At 72.2% G+C, this 9,843-nt stretch carries 14 protein-coding genes; 7 read left to right on the plus strand and 7 right to left on the minus strand.

The features are described from left to right. Positions 1-81: 81 nt before the first annotated feature. Genes AC2W7J_RS11405 through AC2W7J_RS11420 form a run of 4 tightly spaced genes read right to left on the minus strand, consistent with a single transcriptional unit; the run spans position 82 to position 3,463 of the window. Complete coding sequence (locus AC2W7J_RS11405) at positions 82-1,116, minus strand: hypothetical protein (protein WP_485982503.1); 1,035 nt, start codon at positions 1,114-1,116, stop codon at positions 82-84. Positions 1,117-1,120: 4 nt separating this feature from the next. After that, complete coding sequence (locus AC2W7J_RS11410; protein ID WP_485982505.1) at positions 1,121-1,588, minus strand: GNAT family N-acetyltransferase; 468 nt, start codon at positions 1,586-1,588, stop codon at positions 1,121-1,123. A 36-nt stretch (positions 1,589-1,624) separates the two neighbouring features. Beyond that, positions 1,625-1,756 carry a putative transporter small subunit gene (locus tag AC2W7J_RS11415; protein ID WP_421007805.1) on the minus strand — a complete coding sequence of 44 codons (132 nt, stop codon included), beginning with the start codon at positions 1,754-1,756 and terminating at the stop codon, positions 1,625-1,627. 15 nt (positions 1,757-1,771) lie between these two features. Continuing rightward, entirely contained in the window at positions 1,772-3,463 is a 1,692-nt protein-coding gene (locus AC2W7J_RS11420) for a sodium:solute symporter family protein (protein WP_485982507.1), read from the minus strand. A 186-nt stretch (positions 3,464-3,649) separates the two neighbouring features. Here AC2W7J_RS11420 and AC2W7J_RS11425 point away from each other — a divergent pair, with 186 nt between their 5' ends. The 4 genes from AC2W7J_RS11425 to AC2W7J_RS11440 all read left to right on the plus strand — a co-directional run bounded on the left by AC2W7J_RS11425 (position 3,650) and on the right by AC2W7J_RS11440 (position 6,725). Next, complete coding sequence (locus tag AC2W7J_RS11425; RefSeq protein ID WP_485982508.1) at positions 3,650-4,966, plus strand: alpha-hydroxy-acid oxidizing protein; 1,317 nt, start codon at positions 3,650-3,652, stop codon at positions 4,964-4,966. A 317-nt stretch (positions 4,967-5,283) separates the two neighbouring features. Further along, positions 5,284-5,991, plus strand: a complete 708-nt coding sequence (locus tag AC2W7J_RS11430; RefSeq protein ID WP_485982510.1) for a hypothetical protein — start codon at positions 5,284-5,286, stop codon at positions 5,989-5,991. 108 nt (positions 5,992-6,099) lie between these two features. After that, positions 6,100-6,435 (plus strand): maleylpyruvate isomerase family mycothiol-dependent enzyme, encoded by a 336-nt coding sequence (locus AC2W7J_RS11435; protein ID WP_485982512.1) that lies wholly within the window; start codon positions 6,100-6,102, stop codon positions 6,433-6,435. Positions 6,436-6,575: 140 nt separating this feature from the next. After that, entirely contained in the window at positions 6,576-6,725 is a 150-nt protein-coding gene (locus AC2W7J_RS11440; RefSeq protein WP_485982514.1) for a hypothetical protein, read from the plus strand. A 15-nt stretch (positions 6,726-6,740) separates the two neighbouring features. On the opposite strand, the gene AC2W7J_RS11445 is transcribed toward AC2W7J_RS11440, so the two are convergent. Then, positions 6,741-7,058: a GMC oxidoreductase gene (locus tag AC2W7J_RS11445; RefSeq protein ID WP_485982523.1), complete on the minus strand. Its 318-nt coding sequence runs from the start codon at positions 7,056-7,058 to the stop codon at positions 6,741-6,743. A gap of 26 nt (positions 7,059-7,084) precedes the next feature. On the opposite strand from AC2W7J_RS11445, the gene AC2W7J_RS11450 reads away from it, so the two are divergent. Further along, positions 7,085-7,309, plus strand: a complete 225-nt coding sequence (locus tag AC2W7J_RS11450) for a DUF2809 domain-containing protein (RefSeq protein WP_485982515.1) — start codon at positions 7,085-7,087, stop codon at positions 7,307-7,309. Between the two features lie 21 nt (positions 7,310-7,330). Here AC2W7J_RS11450 and AC2W7J_RS11455 read toward each other — a convergent pair whose 3' ends face one another. Further along, entirely contained in the window at positions 7,331-7,567 is a 237-nt protein-coding gene (locus AC2W7J_RS11455) for a hypothetical protein (RefSeq protein WP_084450809.1), read from the minus strand. 64 nt (positions 7,568-7,631) lie between these two features. Further along, on the minus strand, positions 7,632-8,465 hold the full coding sequence (locus AC2W7J_RS11460; protein ID WP_485982517.1) for a sigma-70 family RNA polymerase sigma factor: 834 nt from the start codon (positions 8,463-8,465) through the stop codon (positions 7,632-7,634). A 97-nt stretch (positions 8,466-8,562) separates the two neighbouring features. Here AC2W7J_RS11460 and AC2W7J_RS11465 point away from each other — a divergent pair, with 97 nt between their 5' ends. Both AC2W7J_RS11465 and AC2W7J_RS11470 read left to right on the plus strand, forming a co-directional pair. After that, positions 8,563-9,501, plus strand: coding sequence for an MBL fold metallo-hydrolase (locus tag AC2W7J_RS11465; RefSeq protein WP_485982519.1), 939 nt, complete (start codon positions 8,563-8,565; stop codon positions 9,499-9,501). A gap of 100 nt (positions 9,502-9,601) precedes the next feature. Then, a partial coding sequence (locus tag AC2W7J_RS11470; protein WP_485982521.1) for a hypothetical protein occupies positions 9,602-9,843 on the plus strand: 242 nt, incomplete at its 3' end.

Consider the following 9,843-nt stretch of genomic DNA (forward strand, 5'->3'; position numbering starts at 1 on the left):
TCGCGAGAGACGGGCGGCCGCTGGGGCTCGGTGGCCATGGCGGCGAGCCGGCCGGGCAGCTCGGTGGGCGCCAGGTCCTCGTCACCCGGAGCCGTCCGCACGACCCCGCGTCGTCCCTTCCCGACCGCCGGCAGCGCCGCCCGCAGGCTCGCTGTGCGCGACGGTGTCGACCTCACCGGCGGCCACCCGGATCACCGGGGCGGAGGAGTGCACCACGTCGGACAGCACCGTCCGCGGCCGCGCCGGCACCACCCGACCGTCCGCGAGGTCGACCCGCCACAGAGCGACGTCCTCGTCGCTGCTCCCGGCGACGACGCAGTGGTCGTCGGCGCAGTCGACCGCCGTCGGGCGTTGCGTGCCAGCCCCGGTCGAAGGGAGCGCCACCTCGCGCCACGGTCCGGCCGGGTCGGCAGCGGTCCACAGGACCGCCTCGTCGCGGATGCGCTCGCCGAGCACCGTCACCCAGCCCACGGCCAGCAGGCCTCCACCGGGCAGGTCGGTCACCGCGCCGGGTGAGGGCTGTCGGTCGGCGGTCGCGGCCAGGCCGCTGCCGGGCCGTGCCGCCCGGGCCCACCGGTCGCCGTGCCGCGTCCACAACGCCACGTCGAGACCGTGCCGGCCCGGGTCGACCCAGCTGCCGAGGATCATCGGGCCGGCCTGCGAGGCAGAGGTGCCGGCGATGCCGCCGGCGTCCCACCCGCCGAAGGTCTCGAAGGTCTGCGGCTGTTCGACCACCTCGTCGAGGTCGCCGCTCCACACGGTCCAGCGCACATTCCCGTGCGCGCCCGCGCGGTGCCCGCCGAGGGCGACGACCTCCCCTTCGTGCTCGCTGACGGAGAGCAGCTCCGCCTCCCTCCCGGCCCACTCCCAGCGCGTGTCCATCGCGACCGGCCGGCTGCTGCCGTCCGGGCCGACGACCGTGAGCGAAGCCCGCTCCCGGGCGCCCTCGTCGTAGCGGCCGACGAGCAGCCCGTCATCGATCCCGGTCAGGGTCACCACCCGCCCCGGACCGGGGAGGTCGACCGGCTGCCACCGGCCGGCCTCCGGCGCGGGGCTCGTGCACGCGACGAGGGTCAGCGCGGTCGCCGCGACGAGACCTGCGACCCACGGGCGCACGGGATCACAGCTCGCGCAGGTAGCAGAGCATGCGGTAGTCGGCGCCCGGGTGGACGTTGACGAACCCGTGCCGCTCGTAGAAGCGGCGGGTGTCGACGTCGATCTCGTCGACGTTGATGTGCAGCTCCGCGGCCCCCTTCGCCACGATGTGCTCGACCGCGGTGGTGAGCAGGAGCGTGCCGATGCCCTGGTCGCGCAGCTCCGGCACGACGTAGAGCTCCTCGAGCTGGCCGAGCAGCCCGTCGTAGTAGGGCGTCGGGCGCAGCGTGAGGTAGGCGAAGCCCGTTGTCGCAGCACCCTCCTCGGTCAGCAGCACGAGCACGTCGTCACGGGCCAGCAGGTGCTCGAAGCGCCCGGCGAAGTCCTCGGCGCTCGGCGTCGACACCTCGTCGAACTCGACGTTGAAGTCGTGGAGCAGCCGCCCGACGACCTCGGCGTCGGGCGGACCGGCGGGGCGGACGGTCGCTGCCATCCACCCAGTGTGGCGCCTCCGGCCCGCCCCGTGCGGTCAGATGATCCGGCGCCCCTCGTCCTTGGCGGCGCGCCACTCCTTGTAGAAGGCGACGCAGATGACGCCGAGGATCACGGCCACGATGGCCGGCCAGACGAGGATGTAGAGGGTCAGTGCGGTGATCGACATGGTGGTCCTTCCGGGTCAGGCGCGAGCGGGCTCGAGGTCGGGGTCGTCGTCGCCGGCGGGCTGGGCGTCCGCCGCCTCGTCGTCGGTGAAGTCACCGGTCCGCCGCGAGATGAGGGCGAAGTCGAAGGGCTCCTCGCGGGAGGCCAGCGACATGACGACGCAGACGATCGTCGAGACGGCATAGGCGGTGAGCGAGCCGGACAGCGCCGGGTACTGCGAGATCACCCCGATGGCGAAGGGGGCGACCCCCACCGCGAAGACGGCACCGAGGGCCATGCCCACCCGGGCACCGAAGAAGCCGAAGGCCATCAGGCCGACGACGATGCCGGCGCCGATGATGCCGACGACGTCGATGACGAGGTCGAGCGCCCCGCTCTGCGGCAGCCAGCCGAAGCGCACCGGGAGGAAGACCGCGAAGGCGACGAGGACGGAGACGGTGAAGGCGGCGTTGGTGACCTTCGACCAGTAGAAGGAGGCGATGACGGGGAAGACGAGGCAGCCCCACATCGCGCCGACGAAGACGAGCAGGTCGAGGATGTTGAGCTCGAGGGCGGCGAAGAGCACCGCCGCGACCGTGGCGACGACCATCGTCAGGCGCCCGATGAGCAGCATCGTCGCGGGGTTGATCGTCCCCTGGCGGCGGGCGCGGTCGCCGTAGATGTCGGTCATGACGATCGACGAGAGGGCGGCCAGGTCGGAGTCGGCCGTCGAGGACAGCGACCCGATGATCATGACGAAGAAGACGACGATGAGCGGGGTCGCGAGGTGGGTCGCGGCCATCTGCGGCAGCAGGTTGTTGGGGTCGCCGCCGGCCGGGTCGATGCCGGCGTAGAGGGCGAGCACGCCCATCATGCCGACGCCGATGATCGTCGCGCCGTAGCCGATCGTCGCGGTGACGAAGGTCGGCTTGATGAGGTCCTCGCGCACGGCGAAGAGGCGCTGGGCGATCGTCTGGTTGCCGATGGCGTAGGCGAGGACGGCGGCGATGTAGGGGGCGCCCTGGCCGAGGAAGGCCTCGGAGGAGAAGAAGCTCGACTGGTGGGCGGTGAGGTTGCCGGCGCCCTCGCGCAGCAGGTCGGGCCCACCGAGGACGAAGAAGAAGGCGGGGACGAGGACGACGACGGCCAGGAGCATGGCGACGACCTGGGCGAAGTCGGTGAGCACCGAGGCGCGGAAGCCCGACCAGATCGTGTACATGAGCACGCCGGCCGCGATCATCAGCACGCCCTGGATGAAGCTCATCGGCGAGAGCATCGCGATGAGCGCACCGCCGGCGATGAAGTTGGACATCAGCGAGATGACGCTGCCGAGGACGTTGGAGATCGCGAGCATCAGCTGGCTCGAGCGGCCGTGCCGCGCCCGCATGACCTCGGCGAGGGTGTGCGCGTGGGGGGCGACCGCCCGGATCCGCCGGCCGAAGGGGTAGATGAAGAGGATCATCAGCGCGCCCCAGAGCCCGTAGTGGATCGGCCCGGAGATGCCGTAGGTGTATCCGGAGGTGACGGAGGCATACATCGACGAGGCCCAGATCCACGTCGCGGTCATCGAGGCCGCGGAGATGCCGAAGCCGATGTTGTGCCCGGCCGTCATGTACTCGTCGGCATTTTCCTCACCGCGGCTGATCTTCACCGACATGACCATGGTCAGGCCGTAGAAGAGGACGAGCAGCAGCACGATCGTGGCGATCCCCAGGGGTGGCGTCGACATGCCTTCCTTCCGATGTGGTGTTGTGCGTGGCGTTGAGCGGAAGGTAACTCGCAGGCCAACGAAGGGCTAATGATGGCAATCGCGCCCAAACCACCCCAGAAGCCCATGAGGTCAACGAAAGGTCAGGGTGCGGACGGGGTCCTCGTTGTGGCCGATCTCACCGGTTCGGGGCCCTAACCTGCGCTCATGACGACTCCCCAGCCCGCCCCCGGTCGTGCCCGCCAGGACGCGATCTACCGACCCGGTGCGCTCGGCATGGCGCCCACCGTCCCGACGGACGTCGCCGAGCTCGAGCGTCGCGCACGAGCAGCGTTGAGCCGCAAGGCCTGGGCCTACATCGCGGGTGGAGCCGGGGGCGGTGCGACGATGCGCGCCAACCGCGCCGCCTTCGACCGCTGGCAGGTCGTGCCGCGGATGCTGCACGCGACGACGACGCGTGACCTGACGACGACGGTCCTGGACACCGAGCTCGCCGCACCGCTGCTCCTCGCCCCGGTCGGTGCCGCCGGGCTCGTCACCGACGACGCCGACCTGCTCATCGCGCAGGGGGCCCACGCCAGCGGCGTGCCCTACGTCTTCTCCTGCCAGGGCTGCTCGCCGATGGAGGAGACGGCGCAGGCGATGGCCGGCACCCCCTTCTGGTACCAGCTCTACTGGTCGACCGACGAGGGCCTCGTCGACTCGATGATCGGCCGGGCCGAGGCAGCCGGGGCGCAGGCGCTCGTCGTCACGCTCGACACGACCATGCTCGGCTGGCGCACCGCCGACCTCGACCTGGGGTCCCTCCCCTTCGCCCGGGGGCAGGGCATCGCCCAGTACACGTCCGACCCCCGCTTCATGCAGCTGGTCCGCGAGCGGCTCGCCGCCGGTGCGCGCGCCGCGCAGTCCCTCGGGGTCGACCCGCGCAAGCCGCTGCAGGCGGCCCGTGCGGCGAAGGGGGGAGTCGGCACCCTGCTCTCGATGAGCCGCGAGCACCCCGGCGGCGTCCGCGACAACCTGCGCTCGCCGGAGCCGCGGGCGGCGGTCGAGACCTTCCTCGACATCTACTCCAACCCCGCGCTCTCGTGGGAGCACATCGCGACCCTGCGGGAGCGCACCCGCCTGCCCGTGGTGCTCAAGGGGATCCTCCACGAGGACGATGCGCGGCGGGCCTTCGACGCCGGGGTCGACGCCGTCGTCGTCTCCAACCACGGTGGGCGACAGGTCGATCGGTCGATCGCGGCCCTCGACGCGCTGGTCCGCGTGCGCGACGCGGTCGGGCCCGAGCCGACGGTGCTCATGGACAGCGGGGTGCGCTCCGGGGCGGACCTCTTCGTCGCGCTCGCCCTCGGCGCCGACGCCTGCCTGCTCGGCCGCCCGCACGTCTACGGCCTCGCCATCGACGGCGCCGCCGGGGTCAGCGCGGTCATCGACAACGTGCTCGCCGAGCTCGACCTGACCATGGGTCTCGTCGGGGCCGCCACCATCGCCGACATCACCCGGGAGCTGCTCGTCGAGGCGTGAGGGGAGTCCTCCCCCGCGTCGCTGCTTGCCGCGGTGCGCCACATGCGATGGGGTGGGGCCCATGAGCCAGCCTCCGTACCCGCCCGACCAGCCGTCGACCCCGCCCGGATCCGGTGGCCAGCCGCCCTACGGGGGCTCCCAGCCGCAGGGCGGCCAGCCCTACGGGTCGCCCTCGCCCTACGGCAACCAGCCCTACGGCGGTCAGCCCGGCCAGCCGCACGGCGGTCAGCCGAGCAAGCCCTACGGCACGCCGCCGGGGGCGGGCGCCACCTCCGCCGCCCGGTGCCGGCGGTCCGCCGGCCTACGGCGGTGGCAGCATGCCGCCCCAGTTCGGCGGGATGCAGCCGCCGTACAGCCCGATGGACGCGCTGACCTACGGCTGGCAGCTCTTCACCAAGAACGTCGGCCCCTTCATGATCATCACCGCCGTCATGCTCGTCATCAGCGCGGCGATCAGCTTCGGCACCAACCTCGCGACGACCGGCAGCCTCCTCGGCACCGGCAGCACCATCGACCCGGTGACCGGCCTGCCGGAGAACTACCTGCTCCACCAGCTGATCTCGCTGATGACGAGCTTCGTCTCCGGCATCATCAGCTGGGTGCTCGGCCTGGCGCTGGTGCGCGGCGCGCTCGACGTCGTCGACACCGGACGCACCGACCTGGGGGCGATGTTCACCCGCATCCCGTGGGGTCAGGCGATCATCGCGGGCATCATCGTCATGATCGTGACCTTCGTCGGCACCCTCATGTGCATCCTGCCGGGCATCGTCGCGGCCTACCTGCTCTACTACACCAACATGGCCGTCCTCGACGGCGAGTCGGGTGTCGACGGCATCGTGGCGAGCTTCAACTTCACGACGAAGAACGTCGGCCCGACGCTGCTGCTGGCGCTCCTCGCGATCCTCATCATCATCGTCTCGCTGTGCACCCTCGGCCTGGCGCTGCTCATCACCGTCCCGGTGCTGTCCATCGCGGCGGCCTACACGTGGCGGGTGCTGCAGGGCCGCCCGGTCGTCCCGGCCTGACCCGCACCACTCCTGCCGAAGGGGAGGTCCTGCGCTCGGCGCGGGGCCTCCCCTTCGTCATGGGCCGGGTCCGGCGACGCTGTCGGCCGGACCTGTCAGGGTGAGGCCATGACCGATGTGTGGGACCTCGTCCACGCCGAGCGCCGGGCGCTCGCCGACGACCTCGAGCAGCTGACCGACGAGCAGTGGCGCACGGCCTCGCTCTGCGACGGGTGGAGCGTGCACGACGTCGCGGCGCACCTCGTCGCCAACGCGCTCGCCACCCCCTTCGGCCTCGTGCGGGGGATGGTGCGGGCACGCGGTGACTTCGAGCGGATGACCCAGGAGGGCGTCGACCGGCACCGCGGGGCGACGCCCCGCGAGACGCTGCGCAGCCTGCGTGAGGTGGCCGGTCGGCGGACGGGACCGCCACCCGGCTCGCCCCGCTCGAGAGCCGCCTCGTAGAGGAGGTCGTCCACGGCGAGGACATCCGGCGACCGCTCGGCATCGGGCACGACTACGCCCCCGAGGCGGTCGAGGGCGCGCTTCGCTACCAGGCGCGCACGCCCGCCGCCGTCGGCGGAGGTCGCGAGACCGTCGCGCGGGTGACGCTGCGGGCCACCGACCTCGACCTCACCCTCGGCGACGGACCCGAGGTGCGCGGGCCAGCCCTCGCCCTGCTGCTCGTGATCGCGGGGCGCGACGTGGCGATGGCGGATCTCGACGGCCCGGGGGTCGGCCTGCTCGAGGCGTGACCGACCCCGAGGAGGTCACCGCCCGTCGGCGATGATCTTCGCGATGTTGCGCTCGGGGAGCGCGGTGATCGTCAGCGAGGGGTTGGCCGTGCCGGTGCTGCCGGGGATGCCGGCACCGTCCATGACGTAGAGCCCGGGGTGGCCCTTGATCCGGCCGTAGGCGTCGGACGCCCGGCCGATGACGGCTCCGCCGAGCGGGTGCGCCGTGAAGCTCGTCCGACGTCGGGCACGCCGAGGACGGGCACACCCACCCCGACGCCCGCGGCCTCGGCGACCTTGTTCTGCATCTCGCGCAGCCCCTCCTCGGACGCCTTGTTGCCGTCCTCCGGCCAGTCGACGATGACGTCGTCCTTCGTCTGGTGTGGCCGAGTCGTGAGACGCCGCGCCCGCTCGTCGTGGCCGGGGTGGCCCTGGCGCTGTGCGTGGTCGTCGAGCTGGCCCAGCTGACCGGTCTGCCGGCGCGGGTGCCGCAGCTGCGCTGGGTGCTCGGGACGACCTTCGCCCCGGTCGACCTCCTCTGGTACGCGGTGGGCGCACTGGGAGGTGCCGGGGCGATGGTGCTGGTGGGGCGCTCGCGCCCCTGAGGGAGACCGGGCCGGGCCGGCTCAGTCCTCCGGCAGGGCAGCGAAGGTCTGCTTCATCTCGTTGTACCAACCGAGCGCCTTGCGGGGGCGGCGCCAGCGCTTCTTCATCTCGTCGCGGGCGGGCTGGTGCGCGGCGTCGCCCGCCTTCTCCATCGCCTTGAGGTGCTGGTCCTGGGCGTTGATGACATCGTCGTGCGTCTCGCCGCGGTGGGCGAGGTCGCAGGGGCCGCCGAGCTGCTGGCAGGTCATGGTCTTCATCGGGTGATCCTCTCGTGGTGGTCTCTCGTGGTGATGACGATCGGGGAAATGCGGATGTGACCGGTCAGCGCCGGGTGTCCTCGCGCCGGGTGACGCGCTCGAGCACCTCGGGCTCGGCGCGGAAGGTGATGCCCTGCACGACGCCGTCCACGACGTCGAAGTCGAAGAGCACCTTGGCCTCGCCGCGGTGGAACCAGGCGGAGCCGGGGCGCTCGTCGACGAGCACGGCGAGGGCGGCGTGGGCGCTGCCGTTGAAGAACTCGGCGATCTCCCGTCGCCCGTCGACCCGCTCCGGCGTGCCGCTCGCGACGGCGGCTGCGTCGGCCGTGATCGTCGCGTCCGGTGCGAGCAGCCGCAGAAGGGAGTCGAAGTCGCCCTCGCGCGCGGCCGCCATGAAGGCGTCCACGACCTCCCAGTCGGCCCTCTCTGACCCCCGCCCCCGCACCTTCCCCCGCGCCCGCGAGGCGAGCTTGCGCGCCGCGGCGGGTGTCGTGCCGAGGATCGCGGCGATGGTCGCGAAGTCGAAGCCGAAGCTGTCGTGCAGCACGAAGGCGACCCGCTCACCGGGCGAGAGCCGGTCGATGACCGCCTGCAGCGCGACCCCGACGGTGTCGGCCAGGACGACGTCGTCGGCGATGTCGGGAGCCGTGATGGTCGGCTCGATCTCGCTGTGCGGCACCGGAGTTCGTGACTTGAGCCGGTCGAGGCACAGGCGGGTGGTCACCGTCGTGAGCCAGGCGGGCAGCGACTCGATGTCGGTGTCCGTGCCGTGCAGTCGCAGCCATGCCTGCTGCACGACGTCCTCGGCCTCGGCGTGGTCGCCGAGGATGCGCGTCGCCAGGCCGACGAGCCGTGGGCGCTCCGCCTCGAAGTCCTCTGCCTGCTGTGCCGGGTCCATGACCGCTCCTCTCGGGTCGATGCTGTCACCGATCTGACGACACCGGCACCACGGATGTGACCGGGCCCGTCACGCCGGGCCCGGATAGCCTGACCGGATGCGTCTGAAGCCCGGCCGCCCGGACCTCGCCACCTACGCCTCACGCCTCGACGTCCCGGTCGCCGGGGAGGGTGCGCTGGCGGTGACCTTCATGGGTGTCTCGACGCTGCTCGTCCAGGACGGTGAGTCCGCCGTGATGACCGATGGGTTCTTCTCCCGGCCCGGTCTGCTCCAGGTGGGTCTGGGCAAGGTCGCGCCATCCGTCGAGCGCATCGATGCCGCCCTGGACCGAGCCCTCGGCGATGCGGGCCTCGACGGGCTGGACGCGGTGATCCCCGTCCACACGCACTACGACCACGCCCTCGACTCCGCCGTCGTCGCCGAGCGCACGGGTGCCCTGCTCGTCGGTGGCGAGTCGACGGCCAACCTGGGCGTGGGCGGTGGCCTCGACCGGGACCGCATCCGGGTCATCGCCTCCGGCGACTCCGTGGAGTGCGGTGCCTTCTCCCTGACCTTCGTCGCGTCGAGCCACTGCCCGCCGGATCGGTACCCGGGCGACATCGACGCCCCGCTGACCCCACCGGTCAAGGTCGGTGCCTACCGCTGCGGTGAGGCGTGGTCGATCCTGCTCACCCACCGCAGCGGCCGGACCGCCCTGCTGCAGGGCAGCGCCGGGTACGTGCCGGGCGCGCTCGCCGGTCTCGACGCCGAGGTCGCCTACCTGGGGGTCGGGCAGCTGGGGGTGCAGCCGCAGGACTACATCGAGGCCTACTGGGAGCACACGGTCCGCGCCGTGGGGGCCCGCCGGGTGGTGCTGACGCACTGGGACGACTTCTTCCGTCCCCTCGACCAGCCGCTGCGCGCCCTGCCCTACGCCGGTGATGACCTCGACGTCACGATGAGCGTCCTCGATCGCCTCGCCGACGAGGACGGCGTCGCCCTCCACCTGCCGCGGCTCTGGGAGCGCGAGGATCCCTGGGCGGGCCTCGGCGGCTGACGTCGCACCGGCCATTTGTCCCCAGGCTCGCGGCGAACTTCCTTGAATTCACAGGCCTTTGGGGGTTCCTCAGGCCTCGATTCGAACGTATGATCGAAGCATGTCAGAGGCGACGCAGTGGGGGGATCTGGGGCTCGTGTCGGGCCTGCGGGACTCGGTGCGCGCCCTGACGATCGCCGCCCTCGAGATGCCGGACCTGTGGCAGGCACCCGAGGAGGAGCTGGCCGACGGGCTGGCCGCGATCGGTCGGGGCCCGGGGCGGTGCTCGAGGCGGCCGAGGTGGCCCTCGTGGCGCGAGGGCATCTCGCGGGGTGTGCCGCAGCGGGAGTCGTGGTCGGACAC

It is taken from the genome of Janibacter sp. CFPM2_SD2 (genome assembly GCF_057364645.1).

Coding starts and splice junctions, on each gene's coding strand:
- AC2W7J_RS11460 (WP_485982517.1), bottom strand. CDS start 8,465: ATGGACCCGGCACAGCAGGCAGAGGACTTCGAGGCGGAGCGCCCACGG.
- AC2W7J_RS11455 (WP_084450809.1), bottom strand. CDS start 7,567: ATGAAGACCATGACCTGCCAGCAGCTCGGCGGCCCCTGCGACCTCGCC.
- AC2W7J_RS11420 (WP_485982507.1), bottom strand. CDS start 3,463: ATGTCGACGCCACCCCTGGGGATCGCCACGATCGTGCTGCTGCTCGTC.
- AC2W7J_RS11425 (WP_485982508.1), top strand. CDS start 3,650: ATGACGACTCCCCAGCCCGCCCCCGGTCGTGCCCGCCAGGACGCGATC.
- AC2W7J_RS11410 (WP_485982505.1), bottom strand. CDS start 1,588: ATGGCAGCGACCGTCCGCCCCGCCGGTCCGCCCGACGCCGAGGTCGTC.
- AC2W7J_RS11415 (WP_421007805.1), bottom strand. CDS start 1,756: ATGTCGATCACCGCACTGACCCTCTACATCCTCGTCTGGCCGGCCATC.
- AC2W7J_RS11435 (WP_485982512.1), top strand. CDS start 6,100: ATGACCGATGTGTGGGACCTCGTCCACGCCGAGCGCCGGGCGCTCGCC.
- AC2W7J_RS11465 (WP_485982519.1), top strand. CDS start 8,563: ATGCGTCTGAAGCCCGGCCGCCCGGACCTCGCCACCTACGCCTCACGC.
- AC2W7J_RS11430 (WP_485982510.1), top strand. CDS start 5,284: ATGCCGCCCCAGTTCGGCGGGATGCAGCCGCCGTACAGCCCGATGGAC.